Here is a 19,164-nt window from a genome sequence, read left to right on the forward strand (position 1 = left end):
CGTGGATTATTTGCTTTTCACCAAAGGTAAACCTTGGGCTTTCCAGTTGCTGATGCCGCCATCAAGACGGTATGCATCGGCATGACCCACTTGTTGTAGCGCAGTACCAGCCACCTGTCCAAGGTTGCAAATGAACACCAAAGGGCGATCAGATGCTTTCAGCTCTTCAACATGCTTTGTAATCTGGCTATATGGAATGTTACGGCTGCCGCTGATATGACCTTCACGGAAGTCTTTGGCATCCCGTAAATCAATCAGCATGGCATTTTTTGCTTTGACTAAAATTCCCAGCGACTGCGGAGAAATTTTACGACCGTTACGTTGACCTTCGATAATGAAGAACAAAACTACCAATACCGCGAGTGTTCCAAATAAGAAGGGGTGATTCCCCATAAACTCGAACCAACGTTCCACAATTCACCTAATTACAATTTTAAAATTGCCAAGAGTATAGCTCATAAATATGGTGATCAAAATCACCGCTTCAAGGGTTGAGGCACAAGAAAATTAATTTTTTTGCTGTGCTTCAGTGATTTCATCGATTAAACGCAAATAGCTGTCCAGTCGGCGCGGTAAAATTTCACCCGCACTCGCGGCCTGACGTAAAGCACATTGTTTTTCATGCTTATGCGTGCAGTTCCGGAACTGACAGTGTCCGAGCAGGTTTTGAATTTCAGGAAAACCGATTTGTACCTTATCTAAAGGCAGATGCCACAGGCCAAATTCACGAATTCCCGGAGAGTCGATCAGGGCAGCACCTTCACCAAAACCGATCAAACGGGTTGAGGTGGTGGTGTGCTGACCGAGTGCCGAGTTTTCCGAAATAATATTGGTTTTCTGGGCTGCATCCGGCACGATCGCATTGATCAGCGTGCTTTTACCGACACCCGATTGACCGACAAAGGCCACCGTTTCATTTTCCAGACGATTGGACAATACAGTCAGATCACCATCGGACTGGGTTTGCATTACTTCATAACCGAGATCTTGATATTCTTGCAGCAGATTCAGAATCGGATCATTTTCTTTGAGCAAATCGGCTTTATTCATCACCAGAAGCGCCGGAATATCGGCATCGGCACAGGCCACCAGATAACGGTCGATCAGGCCCGGTGCTGGCTCAGGTAATGGTGCAAACACAATCACAATCAGTGAAATATTGGCCGCTACCGGTTTAACCTTGTGATAGCGGTCAGGACGGGTCAATAAGGATTTACGTGGATGAATCGCCGTAATAATTCCTAAACCGGTATTCGGATCGGCTTGCCATTTAACCCGGTCACCCGTGACCAGTAAATCCAGATTGGTTCGGGTATGACAGCGCCAGACGCTGTCCAATTCAATCTCTTTCCAGAAAGGTTCAGGCTCACCATCGGCGACCACAGGTTTTTCAGGGTGAATGTCAGGAGTAGACAAAGCTTGCACTTCAAGTTGGCGGCCGTAGTGTTGCACTACCAAACCTTCCAGATCACTGGAGGTATCGAGATCTTCTTGACGTGTTTTCTGTTGTTTCTGAATGCGGCGCTGTTGTTGCTCTGTCAGACGACGCTTACGTATTAAGGCCATTCATATCCTAAAAAACCGGGTAAATCAGATGGCAAAAATAGCATGAAGCAGCCCCCGAATGACACCCAAGATGTAATTAATTTGCTACTATAGTTGTTTTTAAACCCAATAAGATTGCACATTTATGAGCAGCACCGCTGATACCCGCCTGATTTGGATTGACCTTGAAATGACAGGTCTAGACACAGACAATGACCAAATTATTGAAATTGCGACGATTGTAACCGATGACAATTTGAATATTCTGGCAGAAGGTCCTGTGCTTGCGGTGCATCAGCCTGCACGTCTGTTAAATGCCATGGATGAGTGGAACACTCGTCAACATGGTCAATCGGGTCTGATTGAACGGGTGCGTCGCAGTAAACTGACGGCTCAGGATGCAGAACAGCAAACCATTGAATTCCTGAAAAAATGGGTCAATCCAAAGTCATCCCCGATGTGTGGCAACTCGATCTGTCAGGATCGCCGTTTCTTGCATCGCCTGATGCCTGAGCTGGAGCAGTATTTCCATTACCGTAATCTGGATGTCTCTTCAGTGAAAGAGCTGGCAAAACGCTGGCGTCCAGAAATTATGAGTGGTCTCAAGAAAAATGCTTCGCATCTGGCGATGGATGACATTCGTGATTCAATTGCCGAACTGAAATACTATCGTCAATATTTCTTTATCATGAATAAAGACTAAGTTTAGATGGATTGAAAGAGGCGAAAGCCTCTTTTTTTTATGAGATTGATGCTTTTTTCTTTTGATATAAACTCTCAATCAGTTCAAATATCACCCAGGATATCAGTACCAAAATCAGATGGGTCTGGGTTTCATGGCGATCTAGGATCACATATCCGAATAGGCTTAAAATCAGCAAACGAATAAAAATACTCAGCGCATAGTTTTTCTGTTTTTGGCTACTGTAAAAATAAAAATGTAGAGTGATCAGGATAAAATTGAGAGCCAAAAGAGCATTGATCAGCACAGTGTTTGACTCCCATATTTAAAGTTTTATGTATGAATTTTATCCAATTATAAATGTTCCTGAATTTATCTTTCTGATTTTGCTGATAGATTTTGTATCAAAATTTTAGAAGCAGTAAAAAAATGCTGACTTTGCTAAAATAAGCCGTGATTTAACAGCTATTGATGACTTATGACTGAACTGCTTCAAGACGATGAATATGAGCGCCGCTTTGCGGGTGTTGCCAAAATTTATGGAGAAGACAGCTTCAGTCATTATGAAAAAAGTCATGTGATGGTGATTGGCATCGGTGGTGTCGGTTCTTGGGCAGTAGAAGCGCTGGCACGTAGCGGTGTGGGCGAGCTGAGTTTGGTCGATATGGATGTGGTGGCGGCATCCAATATTAATCGTCAATTGCCTGCCATGAGCACGACCTTGGGCCATGAAAAAATTGCAGTGATGGCCGAGCGTTGTCATGCCATTAATCCACGGATCAAGATCAATCTGATTGATGATTATCTGACGCCGGAAAATATCAAAGAAATTTTAGCAGGTAATCCTGATTTAATTCTCGACTGTATTGATGATGTGAAGGCCAAATTTGCCTTGATGCTGCATTGTCGCTTTAACAAGATTCCCTTGATTGTGTCAGGCGGAGCAGGCGGTAAACTGGATCCCCTGAAAATTCGGGTGGCCGATTTATCTAAAACCGAACAGGACCCGATGCTGGCCAAATTGCGTGCCCAGTTACGCGGCAAAGGTATTTGTAAAAAACCTAAAGAAAAATTCGGCATTACCTGTGTCTATTCTATCGATAATCCGTTCTCGAGTGCCGATGTCTGTGCCAGTGCCGGCTTGCGCTGTGGTGGTTATGGCTCTGCCGTGGTGGTGACATCAAGCTTTGCCATGGTCGCTGTGGCAGAAGGCTTGAAGAAGCTGGATAGTAAAAGAGCAAAAGCCTGATTTACAAAATAAAAAGCACAAGATATGTGCTTTTTTTGAGACGGCGTTTAGAATGAAAGGATTCATTTGCAGAACAAAAATAATGTTTTGGAGCAGTTATGTGGTTCTTGCTGGTATTGATTTTGGGGATAGGGGCTTTGGGAATCTGGATGTGGAAACGTCCGGATCCGGTGAAACGTGATCAGGCCAAAGCTGTGCAGCATGATCTATGGATTGAGCAGCTTGATGCACAGCTCAAGCATGCGGCGCGCTTGAGTTCAGATCCTGAACATCCGAATTATGCACGCGCCTATCAGATTTACCAGAATCTTGCCCAGCAACAGGAAATTCCACAGGCTTATGTCGGCATGGGGCTGATGCATTTGCAGGGTCTGGGACATGCGCAAAATACGGAAACAGCCATCAGTTATCTCGATAAAGCCTTTCATCTGGGCAGTGATGACGCAGCTTATCATCTAGGGCAGATTCATGAGGAGCAACGCTATCAAATGGCTGACCCGGAAAAGGCGCTGTACTGGTACCGACATGCCGTAGCCCGTGGCAATCTGGATGCCCAGTACCGCATCACTGAACTTTCTTATACTACAGAAACAAATCCAGAAGATAAGAACGCTGAACAGCAGCGCTTGGCCTTACTCATTCAAAATGCCGGGCAGGGACATAGCAATTCGCAGTATCAACTGGCGCAGTATTATTTAACAGATTCAGCGGCTCAAGATTTGGTTCAGGGAATTCATTATCTGTTTTTAGCTGCGCAGCAAGATCATCTGGCTGCCAATCAGCAGATCGCCGATGATTATGCGCGTGGACAGAGGCTGCCCCAAGACCAGACTCAAGCCCTGCAATTTATTAAACGCTGTATCAGTCTTGGTGATCAAAAAGGTCTCTATGATTATTATGCTGGCGTACTGCAAGGCCGTATCGATACCGACCAGCGTCAGCGCGTGTTCCAGCATTTGATGCAGCAGTCCAAAGAACATGCCGATGCGCATTCCAAGACTTTAATTGGACTGGCTTATTTTCATGGCTGGTATGTCGATAAAAATGAAACCATGGCGTTTCGTTACTGGTCTGAAGCTGCCAATACTCAGCATCCGCCCGCTTTATGCATGATTGCCGCGCTGTATTTTGAACAGCATCTAGTGGCTCATGAGCCGCAAAAGGCATTTGAACTGTATCAGGCAGCATTTCAGCTTAGTCCCGATGATGCTTATGCACAAATGGGTCTGGCACTGTGTTATTTAAATGGCATCGGTACTGTAAAAGACACAGCCAAAGCCACCCGCATGATTCAGGCAGTGGCCCAGCAATACTGGCAAGTTGAGGCTCAGTCTGAGGCAGATTTAATTTATGTGGTCGGGCATTTTTATAGTCTGGCGGAATATCCATTGCCGACACGCGACAAAGCCATTCAATATCTGAATCAGGCGGTTGCGAAAGGCTCCAAGGAAGCAGCCTGGTTCCTGTATCAGGCTCTGTCAGGTATTTATCCGGTCTTTATCTGTCATCCAGAGCAGGCCAATCGTTATCTGCATCAGGCTGCACAACTGGGACATGCACAGGCACAGGCAGAATTGGGCTTGGAGTATCTTAAGGGACAACAGATTGCGCAGGATATTGCCTTAGGCTTGAGCTATCTGCAAAAAGCGGCTGCTCAGCAGAATGGTGTGGCACTGAATGCGCTGGGGGAAGCGTTTGAAAATGGCATAGGCACTGAGGCAAATATTGAACAGGCGGTACAGTATTACCGTCAGGCGGCAGCGCAGGTCAATGCCGATGCTTATAGTCATCTGGGACGTTTATATACCAAGGGAATTGGGGTGGAACGCGATATTGGAGTCGCGCGGGACTGGCTGGAAAAAGGCAGTTTGCTCGGGCATGAGCGATCAACTGAATTATTGAAAAATGTGCATGCCTATTTGCAAATGAAGTAATTTTTATTGACATCACGCAATATAAAAAACCGCTGTTAGACAGCAGTTTTTTTATGGTTCAAGCTTTGTTTAAGGTAATTGCTGGATTGGACTGCCACCTAATGCCTGCATTAAAGTCACATAGGCATTGTATTGGTTCTGTCGGGTTTGTACCAAAGACAGCCGTGCATTCCGCGTAGTTTCCTGCGCATCTAGCAGGTTCTTTAACGCCACCGCGCCATTACGATAACGTACTTCAGTCAGGCGTTCGGTACGTTCAGCCAGTTCGACATTACGTTGCTGCAAAGTGACTTGCTTACTGATTTCAGTCCGGTTCGACAAGGCATTTTCCACATCGGCGAAGGCTTCATACATGGTCTGGCGATATTGCATAATCGCTTTTTCATATTCTAGCTCATTGACTTGCAGATCACGTTTCATGTCATTCCATTGCAGGAAGGGCAAGGTCAGACCCGCACCTAAAGTCGCCACCGGATTCTTCAACGCATTTGAAAGCGAGGTACTGCTGCCAATACCTGTAGTCAAATTCCCAGTCAGACTGATTGAAGGATAATAACTGGCTTTGTTGGCATCCTTATTGGCCAGCGCTTTACGCAAACGTAGTTCAGTCGCTTGGAGGTCGGGACGACGGGACAATAAACTCGCGGGTAAGTCGGCCTGAATACTCGGTAATTGAATATTCGGTAAACGGCTTGGCTCCTGAATAGAAAGCTGTTGTACTGGCATATGCAGCAATACTGCGAGGCCGGTACGCGTTTCCACCCGTTGCTGCTCAATCTGGCTTAAGGTGGCTTGCTGGCTTTGAATCGCCTGTTCGGCCTGGGTTAAATCTAGACCGGACACCGCACCGGCACGATATTGTACCTGCACCAGATCATAGGTTTTTTGCGCTGTTGCCAGATTTTGCTGTACCACGCTATAACGCTCGTTTAAATAAGCCAATTGCCAGTAAAGCTGTGCCGTGGTGCCAATCAGGCTCTGCGCCGTCGCCTGTAAGTCCTGTGCAGATGCCAAGGCTTCCCAGCGCGCCGCTTCAGTCTGATTGGCCAGTTTGCCAAACAGATCCAGTTCATAGCTTAAGCCCGGATAGCCCAGTGAAAGACCCGTCGAAGCATTGCTGCCACCCTCCAGATCAAAACGCTGGCCCGTTGAAATTCGTGCATCACCGACACGGACGCCTTGCTGGCTTTGTGCCTGTCTGGCCTGAATGCGCGCCTGTTGCAAACTGATGCCAGCCACCGCCAGATCTGTATTCTGCGCCAGCACTTGATCGACCAGACTGTTCAATTGCGGATCTTTAAATAAGGTCCACCATTGATCTGCCAGAATGTCGGCATGGATCTGCTGACTTAAGACCTTATTATTTTGAAAGTTGCCCGGCATATTAATCGCAGGCTGCTCATAAGGTGTTTTTACCACTGCCGCACAACCGGTCAGCGAGCTTCCCAGCAACAGGGCACTGGCAAGCTTGGTTAAATTCATTTGCATATCAGGTTCCTTATTCGCGAGAAAGCGCATCGACTGGATTCAGACGAGCGGCATTACGTGCCGGGATAAAGCCAAACACAATTCCAATCAGGCTTGAGCAGACAAAGGCAGCCACAATCGAAGTGGTTGAATAGGCCATCTGGAAAGTACCGCCAGCAAAGTGGGTAATTAGCTGGCCAATCCCGAGCGAGAGCAGCACACCCAAAATACCGCCTAAAATACACACCAGCACTGCTTCAATCAGGAATTGCTGCAAAATATCACTTTGACGTGCACCTACTGCCATACGTACCCCAATTTCCTGAGTACGTTCAGTCACGGACACCAGCATGATATTCATCACCCCGATCCCGCCGACCACCAGTGAAATCACAGCAATCGCCGAAATTAAAAGCGTCATAGTCGCTGTGGTCTGCTGAATGGTTTCACGAATACTGTCGGCATTCTGGGTAAACACGTCCTGCGCGCCATGGCGCTGTACCAACAGGTTTAAAATTGCATTTTCAGCCGCCGCACTTGGGTATTCATCCTTAATCCGCACAATGATGCTGCGAACGTTAGATTGCCCCAGCATACGACTCATCACGGTAGAATACGGCAGGTAGACATTCAGGCTGTCATTATTGCCCATCATGCCTTTTTGTGCATCAATCACCCCGATAATCCGGCTCGGGACGCTACCCAGTAAAATCACCTGTCCCACCGGATTAGTACCATCTTTAAAGAAGGTATTTTTGGTATTGGTATCAATGACAACATCTTGTGCCTGTTGCATGACGCTACTGCGGTCAAAGGGCTGACCGGACTGGAAAGTCATGCCACGCACATAAAAGAAATCTTCACTGACGCCATTGACCGTGGTTGAGGCTTCAATTTCTTTATAACGGCCGATGACACTGCTGTTCACCGACGGACTGATGCCATCGACATACGGTTGTTCGGCCAGCGCATCGGCATCGGCTGGAATCAGGGTTTTGGCTTGGGAAGATCTGGAATTGTCTCCGAAACCCCGACCCTGAAATACGGTAATTGTATTGGTGCCCAGACTGCTGATATTTTCCAGAATCTGTTTCTGCGAACCATTGCCCAGTGCCACCACCGAAACCACTGAGGCAATACCGATAATGATCCCGAGCATGGTCAGGAAAGTGCGCATGCGATGTGCATTCATGGCTAAAAGTGCCATGCGGAAGGCTTCACCGAGACGGTCAACTGCGGAGCGCCATGAAGAAATTTTCTTTTGTTCGCTGCGAATCAGCTGCTGTTTTTCAAAGCCATCTTCAACTTCAGGCACGTTGGGAAGATCGGAGATGATATTCCCATCCGAGATCTCAATGATTCGCGTGGCATTTTTGGCCACATTATGGTCATGCGTGACCAGAATGATGGTATGACCTTTGGCATTCAGTTCGCGTAAAATTCGCATCACTTCAATACCGCTGTTCTTGTCCAGTGCACCGGTCGGTTCATCGGCCAGAATCACGTCACCGCCATTCATCAGCGCACGGGCAATCGACACACGTTGCTGCTGACCACCTGATAACTGACTTGGACGGTTCTGGGTTTTTTCACCCAGGCCCAAATCGGTCAGAATCTTGACGGCACGCTCATGCCGTTCTGATGAGTCTGCACCGGCATAAATCGCAGGGACTTCGACATTTCCTGCTGCGTTTAAATCGCCGAGCAGATGATAACGCTGAAAAATAAAGCCAAAGTATTCACGGCGTAACTGGGCCAGTTCATCGGCTTCCAGTTCACGGGTTTCGCGGCCTTTAACTTTGTAGCTGCCGGTGGTCGGTTTATCCAGACAGCCCAGAATGTTCATCAGGGTGGATTTACCTGAACCAGACTGACCAACAATCGCCACCAGTTCACCCGGATAAATCTCCAGATTGACCCCTTTTAAAATCTGGACCGTACCTTCACCCGCAGGGAATTCACGTACCAGATTTTTCACCTCGAGGAGAGGCTGCTGTTGTGAATTCATATTTACATTCTCATTGGGCCACGGCTATTGCCACCGCGTTTTGCTGCATCATTGGAGGTGTCAGAACCATCAGCAATGACCACCTGATCACCACGTTTTAGACCTTTAATCACTTGTGCAGTGGCACGGTTATTCAAACCGATCAGTACAGGGGTTGGTTTTGCAGTACCATCAGCCTGCAAGACACGCACCATGGCGCGCTGTGCTTTGCCCTGTTCAATCAGTGCCAGCTCCGCTTCAGAAAGATTCAGGCGGGCAGGGCGTTCACCAGCAGGACGATTGCCTTGAGCAGATTCAGCTTCAGGAAGTGATGCCGGATTAGCTTCGCCGCGAGAACTGTCACCGCGAGAACCTTCAGCCCGATTAGCACGTGGCGGACGGTTTGAGCCTTGAATCGCAGCGGCCGGAATCGTCAGCACGTTTTTAGCTTCATCCAGCACAATATAAACTTGCGCCGTCATATCAATACGCAGTTTGCCATCTTCATTCGGTACATCGAATAAAGCGTTGTAATACACCGCAGAACTTGAAGATGAGCTTGATGTATTGCTATCGGTATTAATTGAATTGGGTGCCGGCTCAACCTGACGCAGTTTGGCGTAAATCTTTTTCTCGTTATTACCTAAGGTGGTGAAATAAACCGTCTGACCTTCTTCAACTTTCATGACATCTGCTTCAGAAATTTCAGCTTTAATAGTCATGGTGTCGAGTTTGGCCAGTTTGACAATGGTCGGCGCACTTTGGTTGGCATTTACCGTCTGACCTTCTTCGGTCACAATCGCCACAATCGTGCCATCCATCGGGGCTACAATCTGGGTATAGCCAAGATCTTCTTTGGCAGTCGCCAGCGTCAAACGTGACTGTTCAATCTGTGCATTGATGGCGGTGATATCCGCTTGTGCTGTTTTATAGTTCGCAAATGCCGATTCCAGCTCGGAGCGAGAAGTGGCATCCTGTGCATGCATGGCTTTCTGACGGTTGTATTCAGCTTCAACTTTGGCCAAATTCGCCTGTCTTACTGCAAGTTGTGCCATCTGATTTTTAATGCTGGCTTCAGCAGTTTTTAAATCATTTTCCTGACGAACGGAGTCAATCCGCGCAATCAGCTGACCTTGCTTGACCTGATCGCCCAGTTCTACATACATTTTTCTGACCTGACCCGAAACCTGCGCCCCCACGCTGACCATCTTGGTCGCTTCCAGAATACCAGTCGCCAGTACAGAGCTTTCGATATCGCCCTGGGTGACTTCAGCCGTAATATATTGTGGAGGCTGTTCTTTGGGTTTGAGGAAGTACCACCCCACAGCGATGAGCGCAATGGCAATCACAGCGGCCATAATCAATTTCGTCGGTTTTATTTTTGGCATATTGAATACGAGTTCGCTCGAAGATAAGGATTGATTATAAAAGCGAAATTGGGATAAATCGTGAATTTTTTTAATTTATAATGAGAATTATTTTCTATTGGCTCGATTTTAAAAAATAGCGTTAATAGAAATCATTTTAAAATGATTAATCCATGATGTCTTTGAGATGCAAGACAGTGCCTTGCTTTTCCATAACTATCAGCCCGCAATTAAAAGATCATCACGTGATTATTAAACAGAATAATCATTGTTCCCAAGCGTATTTTTTGACTGAGATCCGCAAATGAAGTGCTGCAAAGATAAAATTATATCTGACCTAATAAAGGTATAAAACCTAACAATAGCTAGGATCTGTGGTGTGATATTTGTTCGATGGCTGTTTCCGGCCCAACTCTTATCTTTATATTTCTGATAGTAAAACCAGTTGAAAATTAAACAGAAAAAAAATTAAAAAACCCATGTTCTATATATGGATTTAAAGAAATAAAACTTGTAAGATTTAATTCCATAAAAAAATTATGGTTTTATCACTTAAGAAGAAGACGCACTTTAATTGTGCGGAAATAATACAACTTTGCTATCAAGATTGATGAGGGTTTAACGATGGAATGGAATGAAAGTTATAACATTGGAATTGACGTGATTGATAAGCAGCATCGTCAAATTTTAGACTATATTAATGCATTAGAAGAGATTAGAGGGACTGGCCAGCGTGATCGGATCAAGGAAGTTTTGAATGATTTAATTGATTATACCCAGTCTCATTTCAGCTTTGAAGAAAATCTGCTGGAACAGGTCAGTTATCAATATCTGCCTTCACATCGCGGTATACATGAATTATTTGTAAAGCGACTCAATGATTACCGTCTCAAATTCGAGAAGGGAGAATCCATTGAAAATGATTTATATCGCTTATTGTCCAAATGGCTGATCAATCATATTCAACATGATGACCAAGATTATGTCGATGCAGTGCGCGATAACATGTTGAGTTATCTACGTGCCCAGGAAAGCAAAAAAGGTAAAGGCTGGTTTGCACGTTTCTTCAGTTAGGCATTTGGCGCTAAAAATAAGCGTTGACCGCACATTTCAGCAATGGCTTGTAAAATGAGATGTTCAGGGTTCTCTTTGGACATCCCTTTAATGGCTGCATCAATACGGATTAACAGTTGTGGCCAGCTCAAAAAGCGTTGTGGACTGAGACGGCGTAAAGCTTGCTGATATAGCCCCACTTTGGTTTTCCAGATTCCGATTTGCAAGGCATTTTGTGGCTGTTCAAACAGTTGCATCAACAGACGCATCTCTTTGCTCAGGCTCCATAAGATCAGACTCATCGGCTCACCTGAAGCGACCAGATACTGGAAAATCTTGACCGATTGCGAGAGATTGCCTTGCAGCAGGGCATCACTCAAATCATAGGTGCTATAGCGTGATTGATCCTGTAAGCAGGCATATAAATGATCAATCTGAATCACATCAACTTCAGCAAAGGTGTCACTGACCCGCATCAGGCTGTTTTTGGCTGCCAGCAAGTTGTGCTCATGATGCTGTTCCAGCCATTGCCAGGCATCATGGGCCAGTTTAATCCCCAGTTTCTCTGCTTCAACTGCCAAAATTTGCTGACGATCGCGTGGATAATTTGCAGTAAGCGCAACGCAGACACCATTGGCCTCAACCGTCTGGAAGAAGCTGGATTTGAGGCTGCTCGCATCTTGCTTGGGCATAACGACCAATAGCAGATTATCACTGTCTTGTTGTAAATAGCTTTTCAGCAGTTTGAGGCTACTGGCATCTGGTTTGATATTGCCATGCACTTCAACTGCCAGTTGGGTTGAGAACAATGACAAACTGTTCAATGCATTAAAGACATTTTTCCACTCAGAAACTGAACTGACATCATAACGTTGACGTTCGATGTCTTTGGCTTGCCAATGTGTGCGAAAGGCATCGATCAGGTTTTGTTCTAGCAAAGGCTCTTGACCATGCAAGACCCAGGCACCGCGAGCTTCATCGACACGTTTTAGGGCTTGCAGATAGTCAAATTTCATAAGGCGTTCTTATTGAGCAGGTTGCGCTGGGGTATTTTGTTTGGCCAAGGGTAGGCGGTTCGATGAAATCTGACGCGCGATCTGCTGTGCCACATCATCAATAATCACCTGATTGAGAAACTTTTGTTCCTGGTCATCAGTGTTGACTGTTTCAATGTCATATTGATAAGTACGCGTTGCCACAACAGTGCGTGGTTCAGTGATCGGATTGCCTTGTGCATCTTCAATGCGAAAAGTCACATTTAAACGTAGCAAGGTTTCTACCAGCTTACCATTCAATTCTAAGCGGCGCGGCGTGTAATCGAGAACACGTAAAACATAAGCTTCTGGTGCATTACTGAGTTGTACGCCCGCAGCACCTAAATAAACCGCCAGCTTTTCTTGTAATTCTTCAGTATTGGGGGGTAAAGAAAGGCTCATAACAGAATAGGCCACAGGTGCCGAGCTTGGGTTGGTGCCTTTCAAATGGAAGCCACAACCGACTAAGCCTGCACTTAGACCACAAGTTAAAACAATTGCTGCTAAACGTTTGCCTAAATGCATGAGTATCCTCTTTTTCCCTCAGGGAAATATTTGAAATCCTGAACCGGATTGTAAAGTCAAAGCCCGCTGGCTGGCAACGGGCTTTGTTTGGGAATTGTGAAATCCTTCAGAAAGTTCCTTCTCCCTCTGGGAGAAGGTTAGGATGAGGGGTTATATATTTACCTCTCCCTAGCCCTCTCCTGAGAGGAGAGGGAACTTAAGGATTTAAACCACCAAATTCACTAATTTATTCGGTACCACAATTTCTTTCTTGGTTGGACCCGTCAAGAATTGCTGAACTTCAGGCAATGCTTTGGCTTGAGCCAAGATGTCATCTTTAGAGGCATCTACAGATACTTCTAACTTGCCACGGAGTTTACCGTTGACTTGAACCACGATGGTTTGCGTATTACGTGTCAGCGCAGACTCATCTACCGCAGGGAACAAAGTTGAATTCAATTCAATCCCAAATTCAGCCAATAAAGTCTGGCTTAAATGCGGTGCAAATGGTGCAAGTAAAGTTAACAGCGTGGTAATTGATTCACGTGCAACAGCAACGTCATTGTCATCTTGGGCTTCAAACTTGTTGTTCGCGTTTAGAAGTTCCATCAATGCAGCAATTGCAGTGTTAAATGCATGACGACGTTCGATGTCATCACCGACTTTTTGGATGGTTTCATGAGTTTTACGACGTAGGTCTTGTGCAGCCGTAGACAGTGCCGCTTTGTCGATGTTTGATGCACTGTTACCTTTTTCAAGGAAGCCTGTTGCTAAACGCCATACACGTTTCAGGAAGCGGTTGGCACCTTCAACACCGGCATCCGACCATTCAAGCGATTGATCCGGTGGTGCTGCAAACATCATAAATACACGTGCGGTATCTGCACCGTATTGGTCGATAATGGATTGCGGGTCGATACCGTTATTTTTCGATTTCGACATTTTTTCCTGACCGCCAACCACAACCTCTTGACCATCGCCTGTGTATTTCGCAGACAGCACACGGCCTTTTTCATCTTTTTCCAGTTCGATATCGGCCGGGTTAAACCAGGTTTTTTTGCCAGAATCCGCTTCACGGTAGAAGGTATCTGCAAGTACCATACCTTGAGTTAAAAGGTTGGTGAATGGTTCATTGCCTTGGACTACGCCTTCATCACGCATCAGTTTGTGGAAGAAGCGTGCGTATAACAAATGCAGAATGGCGTGTTCAACACCACCGATGTATTGGTTGACTGGCAGCCAGGTTTGACCTGCTTCAGGTTTTACCATGCCATCGGTAAAGTCAGGCGATGCATAACGTGCATAGTACCAAGATGATTCTACGAAGGTATCTAGCGTATCTGTTTCACGACGCGCGTCGCCACCGCAGCTTGGGCATGACGTTTCATAGAACTCAGGCATCTTGTTCAATGGATTGCCTGAACCATCTGGAACCACGTCAGTCGGAAGGACAACAGGAAGTTGCTCTTCAGGCACTGGCACTTGACCACATGATGGACAGTTAATCATTGGAATTGGACAACCCCAGTAACGCTGACGGGAAACACCCCAGTCACGTAAACGGAATTGAACTTTAGAGCTTGCCAGACCTGTTGGTTCTAGTTTGGCTAGGAATGCATCGTATGCACCCTGAAAATCTAGACCGTCAAACTCGCCTGAATTCACCAGTTTGCCTTCTTTCGAACCGTACCATTCTTGCCAATCTGTTGCAGAAAAGTCGCTATCGTCAGCGCCTTTGGCATCAATGACTTGTTTGATGCTTAAGCCATATTTATTGGCAAATTCGAAGTCACGCTCATCGTGTGATGGAACCGCCATCACCGCACCTGAACCGTAAGACATCAACACATAGTTGGCGATCCAGACCGGAACTTCTTCACCAGTCACAGGATGCTTAACAGACAGGCCTGTTGCCATACCTTTCTTCTCGGCAGTCGCAAGATCCGCTTCAGCAACTGAACCCATACGACATTCTTCAATAAATGCAGCAAGTTCAGGGTTGCCTGCTTCTGATTGGAGAGCAGCAGCTTTGAGTGCCATTGGGTGTTCTGCTGCAACAGCAACATAAGTCACGCCCATTAAAGTATCGGCACGGGTAGTGAATACCGTTAAACCGTCCGTATAGATTTCTGGATTTGCTGAAGGGAAGGTAATGTCCATCCCTTGTGAGCGACCAATCCAGTTACGTTGCATGGTCAGAACTTGTTGAGGCCAACCGTCTTTCAATGTGTCTAGATCATCTAATAATTCTTGCGCATAATCGGTAATGCGGAAGTAGTACATTGGAATGTCACGTTTTTCAACCAATGCACCTGAACGCCAGCCGCGACCATTTTCAACCTGTTCGTTGGCAAGCACAGTCTGATCGACTGGATCCCAGTTCACGGTTGAAAGCTTGCGGTAGATCAAGCCTTTTTTATAAAGCTGAACAAATAACCATTGTTCCCAGCGATAGTATTCAGGGGTGCAGGTCGCAAATTCGCGATCCCAATCTACTGCAAGACCGAGTTTTTTCAACTGGTCGCGCATGTAAGCAATATTTTCAAATGTCCATTTTGCTGGTGCAACCTGATGTGCAATCGCTGCATTTTCAGCAGGTAGACCGAAAGCATCCCAACCCATTGGTTGTAGAACCGTTTCACCTTTTAAGCGATGGAAACGGCTGATCACGTCACCAATCGTATAGTTACGCACATGACCCATATGCAGCTTGCCACTTGGGTAAGGGAACATCGAGAGAATATAACGACGTGGACCTTCTACTTTGTCGGCAACTTTAAAGGCTTTGCGAGATTCCCAATCCTGTTGGACTTGAGGCTCAATCGCACTGGCTTGATATTCGGAATCAATGTGAGTAGTCATAAACGTATCAGTGAATTACGGTGAAAAAAGTCTGTTGCACAGCATAGCGCAAAATGCACCTAAAAGTGAATTTTGCGCAGGCATTTCCCTAAGAAAAAATGATCAGTTCCATAGTGGAGGTCGCTTATAAAGCCACTGCTCGATTTTTCGATTGCTGCAAGGCTTCGTTCGCTTCACGTTGTTGCTGGTCCTGATTTGCAGGAATTTGAGGCTGTTGCAGTTGTTCTTGAGCGCTATTTTCTGTTTGCACTTCAGTTTCACTCTTTCTAGGCGGTGTCGGTGCCGAGTTTTTCCAGCCATAGGTATCGACAGTTGTGGCTTTTTTCGCTGTTTTCGGTGGTGGTGTTTTCGTATAGTGCGTGGTGCCCTTGGCATCGACCCATTTATAATACTGGATTGCTGAAGCACTGCTGCTACAGATGCCCAGAGAAATTGCACAACTCAGACTTAAGGCAGTTAAAAAAGATATTTTCATTGTTTTTGAGCCTCTGTGTTCTAGCCATAAAATACTACAAAACATTGTAGTGATTTTCACAGTAAAAATAATGAATTTTTATACGCTCTATTCATGATCAAGGGTCGAACAGCTTCTGCATCTCGTTTGTAGAATTGGTGAGTAAATTTTCAGACACAAAATTTATTGATAAACAACTTCACTGGATTTAATAAAAATTCATTCATTTTTTTTATATAAGACATACTAAAAAATTATAAAATTAAATATATAAGTTTATGAATTTTATTGGATTAAATATTATTAGATTAATTCTTTATTACTGTCCTTGCTCTAGATCGCTGTTAAAAACAGCAAATCAGGTATTTTAAAGCGCATATTGCCTGTTTTTTAAACTTGACTTTAAAGCCTGAAAACACAAGAATGCTGCAATAGTTTTATATGCCTTAATCGATCACCCTTCGACTAAGTGTCATTTCATGCAGTGGGCGATTTCTCTAGCCGAGAAATTGAACAAAGCTAAGCAAAATATGTTTATCCCAACATGTTTTAGGTCTTGTATTGCTCGAACAGCCAAGAGATCAGATTTTTTTTCCTATTGCTATGAAAACTATGAAATTTGTGTGCTATAACAGTGCAGACAGTTAACAAATGAAACACTGCAAATGCCTCCCATTTGTGCAGTGTCATAATATTAGGGTGAATCACGTTGGAACTTCTATCTGGTGGTGAAATGCTTGTTCGCGCATTAGCGGACGAAGGCGTTGAACATGTTTTTGGATACCCAGGCGGCGCAGTTCTTCATATTTATGATGCGCTATTTCAACAAGACAAAATCAATCATTACCTCGTACGTCACGAACAAGCTGCCGGTCACATGGCGGATGCTTACTCACGCGTCACAGGTAAGACCGGTGTGGTGCTGGTGACCTCAGGTCCGGGTGCAACCAATACGGTAACGCCAATTGCAACGGCCTATATGGACTCAATCCCGATGGTGATTTTGTCAGGTCAGGTTGCGAGTCATCTGATTGGTGAAGATGCATTCCAGGAAACCGATATGGTCGGCATTTCACGTCCAATCGTGAAGCATAGTTTCCAGGTGCGTCATGCCAGCGAAATTCCTGCAATCATCAAAAAAGCATTCTATATCGCGTCATCTGGTCGTCCAGGCCCTGTCGTAATCGATATTCCTAAAGATGCGACCAATCCTGCAGAAAAATTTGCTTACGAATACCCGGAAAAAGTGAAGATGCGTTCGTATCAGCCACCGTTTCGTGGTCACTCAGGTCAAATTCGTAAAGCGATTGAAGAATTAATCAATGCTAAACGCCCAGTAATTTATTCGGGTGGTGGTGTGGTTCAAGGCAATGCATCTGCACAATTGACAGAGCTTGCGCATCTATTGGGCTATCCGGTAACCAATACCTTAATGGGCTTGGGTGCATTCCCGGGTGATGATGAACAGTTCATCGGTATGCTCGGTATGCATGGTACTTATGAAGCCAACATGACCATGCACAATGCAGATGTGATTCTGTGTGTAGGCGCGCGCTTCGATGACCGTGTCACCAACAATCCGGCAAAATTCTGTCCGAATGCCAAAGTGATTCATATTGACATCGACCCAGCGACGATTTCAAAAACCATTATGGCGCACATTCCAATTGTCGGTGCGGTAGAGCCTGTACTGAATGAGATGTTGAACCAGTTAAAACAGCTTAATATTTCTAAGCCAAATCCTGAAGCGATTGCGGCATGGTGGAAACAGATCAATGAATGGCGCAAGGTTCATGGTGGTCGTTTTGAGGCGGGTGTTGATGGTGTAATGAAGCCACAACAAGTGGTTCAGGCACTGGACAAAGTGACCAATGGTGAAGCGATCATTACTTCTGACGTCGGTCAGCATCAGATGTTTGGTGCGATGTATTACAAATACAAACGTCCACGTCAATGGATCAACTCAGGTGGTCTAGGCACTATGGGTGTAGGCTTGCCATATGCAATGGCTGCGAAGCTTGCTTTCCCGGATCAACAGGTGGTGTGTATTACGGGTGAAGCATCGATTCAGATGTGTATCCAGGAACTGTCGACCTGTAAGCAATATGGCCTGAACGTCAAAATCCTGTGCCTGAATAACCAGTCTTTAGGGATGGTGAAGCAGTGGCAAGATATGAACTATGAAGGACGTCATTCAAGTTCTTATGTAGATTCATTGCCTGATTTTGCCAAACTGATGGAAGCCTATGGTCATGTCGGTATTCAGATTAATCATGCCGATGAACTAGAGTCTAAGCTTGCAGAAGCAATGGCGATTAACGACAAGTGTGTATTTATTAACGTGATGGTAGATCGTACCGAGCACGTTTATCCGATGTTGATTGCAGGTCAATCGATGCAAGATATGTGGTTGGCTAAAGGGGAGCGCACGAAATGAGACATATTATCTCTGTACTCGTAGAAAATGAATCAGGTGCGCTTTCCCGTTTAGTGGGCTTATTCTCACAGCGTGGCTACAACATCGAAACATTAAACGTTGCGCCAACTGAAGATCCAACACTTTCTCGTTTGACTTTGACCACTTATGGCGATGATCACAAGATTGAGCAAATCACCAAGCAATTGAACAAGCTTGTTGAAGTGGTGAAAGTGGTTGACCTGTCTGAAGGTGCGCACATTGAGCGTGAACTGATGCTGATCAAAGTCAAAGCATTGGGTTCATCTCGCGACGAAATTAAGCGTACCGCAGATATTTTCCGTGGTCAGATTGTCGATGTAACGCCGACAACCTATACCATTCAAATTGCAGGTACGACTGAAAAAGTTGATGCATTTATTGATGCACTTGCAGAACACACCATTTTAGAAGTGGTTCGTTCAGGTGTTTCAGGTATCGCGCGCGGCGAAAAAGTTTTAACCATCTAATTTAAATATTTCCTCATCCTAATAAGAAGGGGGTATCAGGCAATGTAAATACAAGGGTCATTGCCTGATTTAACGGACAAACAAGCATTAAGCGGAGACAG

General features: G+C 45.5%; 15 protein-coding genes. 6 read left to right on the plus strand and 9 right to left on the minus strand.

Annotated features, from left to right (window positions below):
* Positions 1-6: 6 nt before the first annotated feature.
* Both KT990_RS11660 and rsgA read right to left on the minus strand, forming a co-directional pair.
* On the minus strand, positions 7-414 hold the full coding sequence (locus KT990_RS11660) for a rhodanese-like domain-containing protein (protein ID WP_005095619.1): 408 nt from the start codon (positions 412-414) through the stop codon (positions 7-9).
* A 93-nt stretch (positions 415-507) separates the two neighbouring features.
* Positions 508-1,566, minus strand: coding sequence for a ribosome small subunit-dependent GTPase A (rsgA, locus tag KT990_RS11665; protein ID WP_218208817.1), 1,059 nt, complete (start codon positions 1,564-1,566; stop codon positions 508-510).
* A gap of 124 nt (positions 1,567-1,690) precedes the next feature.
* Here rsgA and orn point away from each other — a divergent pair, with 124 nt between their 5' ends.
* The 3 genes from orn to KT990_RS11680 all read left to right on the plus strand — a co-directional run bounded on the left by orn (position 1,691) and on the right by KT990_RS11680 (position 5,410).
* Positions 1,691-2,248, plus strand: a complete 558-nt coding sequence (gene orn / locus KT990_RS11670) for an oligoribonuclease (protein ID WP_004278381.1) — start codon at positions 1,691-1,693, stop codon at positions 2,246-2,248.
* Between the two features lie 457 nt (positions 2,249-2,705).
* On the plus strand, positions 2,706-3,476 hold the full coding sequence (locus tag KT990_RS11675) for a ThiF family adenylyltransferase (RefSeq protein ID WP_005172727.1): 771 nt from the start codon (positions 2,706-2,708) through the stop codon (positions 3,474-3,476).
* A 98-nt stretch (positions 3,477-3,574) separates the two neighbouring features.
* Positions 3,575-5,410: a tetratricopeptide repeat protein gene (locus KT990_RS11680; protein WP_218208818.1), complete on the plus strand. Its 1,836-nt coding sequence runs from the start codon at positions 3,575-3,577 to the stop codon at positions 5,408-5,410.
* 69 nt (positions 5,411-5,479) lie between these two features.
* Here KT990_RS11680 and KT990_RS11685 read toward each other — a convergent pair whose 3' ends face one another.
* The 3 genes from KT990_RS11685 to KT990_RS11695 are packed head-to-tail and all read right to left on the minus strand — an operon-like array spanning position 5,480 to position 10,252.
* Positions 5,480-6,898 (minus strand): efflux transporter outer membrane subunit, encoded by a 1,419-nt coding sequence (locus tag KT990_RS11685; RefSeq protein WP_159516231.1) that lies wholly within the window; start codon positions 6,896-6,898, stop codon positions 5,480-5,482.
* Between the two features lie 10 nt (positions 6,899-6,908).
* The gene (locus tag KT990_RS11690; protein WP_218208819.1) at positions 6,909-8,885 is read right to left on the minus strand and encodes a MacB family efflux pump subunit; all 1,977 of its coding nucleotides are present in this window, start codon (positions 8,883-8,885) and stop codon (positions 6,909-6,911) included.
* Between the two features lie 2 nt (positions 8,886-8,887).
* Positions 8,888-10,252 (minus strand): MacA family efflux pump subunit, encoded by a 1,365-nt coding sequence (locus KT990_RS11695; protein ID WP_218208820.1) that lies wholly within the window; start codon positions 10,250-10,252, stop codon positions 8,888-8,890.
* 603 nt (positions 10,253-10,855) lie between these two features.
* Between KT990_RS11695 and KT990_RS11700 the strand changes: the two genes are divergently transcribed.
* Entirely contained in the window at positions 10,856-11,305 is a 450-nt protein-coding gene (locus tag KT990_RS11700) for a bacteriohemerythrin (protein ID WP_218208821.1), read from the plus strand.
* Here the strand turns inward: KT990_RS11700 and holA are convergent.
* From holA to KT990_RS11720, 4 genes are all read right to left on the minus strand, one after another.
* Positions 11,302-12,300, minus strand: a complete 999-nt coding sequence (gene holA, locus KT990_RS11705; RefSeq protein ID WP_218208822.1) for a DNA polymerase III subunit delta — start codon at positions 12,298-12,300, stop codon at positions 11,302-11,304. The two genes, KT990_RS11700 and holA, sit on opposite strands and share 4 nt — an antisense overlap.
* Positions 12,301-12,309: 9 nt before the next feature.
* Entirely contained in the window at positions 12,310-12,843 is a 534-nt protein-coding gene (locus KT990_RS11710; RefSeq protein WP_218208823.1) for a hypothetical protein, read from the minus strand.
* Between the two features lie 204 nt (positions 12,844-13,047).
* Positions 13,048-15,684, minus strand: a complete 2,637-nt coding sequence (gene leuS / locus KT990_RS11715) for a leucine--tRNA ligase (RefSeq protein WP_218208824.1) — start codon at positions 15,682-15,684, stop codon at positions 13,048-13,050.
* Positions 15,685-15,808: 124 nt separating this feature from the next.
* The gene (locus KT990_RS11720) at positions 15,809-16,159 is read right to left on the minus strand and encodes a DUF4124 domain-containing protein (RefSeq protein WP_218208825.1); all 351 of its coding nucleotides are present in this window, start codon (positions 16,157-16,159) and stop codon (positions 15,809-15,811) included.
* Positions 16,160-16,847: 688 nt separating this feature from the next.
* Between KT990_RS11720 and KT990_RS11725 the strand changes: the two genes are divergently transcribed.
* Together KT990_RS11725 and ilvN are read left to right on the plus strand one after the other, a co-directional pair.
* Positions 16,848-18,575, plus strand: a complete 1,728-nt coding sequence (locus KT990_RS11725; RefSeq protein ID WP_218208826.1) for an acetolactate synthase 3 large subunit — start codon at positions 16,848-16,850, stop codon at positions 18,573-18,575.
* A complete protein-coding gene (ilvN, locus tag KT990_RS11730) occupies positions 18,572-19,063 on the plus strand; it encodes an acetolactate synthase small subunit (RefSeq protein ID WP_004278369.1) in 492 nt (163 codons plus the stop codon). The genes KT990_RS11725 and ilvN overlap by 4 nt, the downstream gene beginning before the upstream one ends.
* The last annotated feature ends 101 nt before the right edge of the window (positions 19,064-19,164 follow it).

The sequence above is a fragment of the Acinetobacter sp. F9 genome (genome assembly GCF_019195275.1).
GTDB classification, from domain to species: domain Bacteria; phylum Pseudomonadota; class Gammaproteobacteria; order Pseudomonadales; family Moraxellaceae; genus Acinetobacter; species Acinetobacter pseudolwoffii.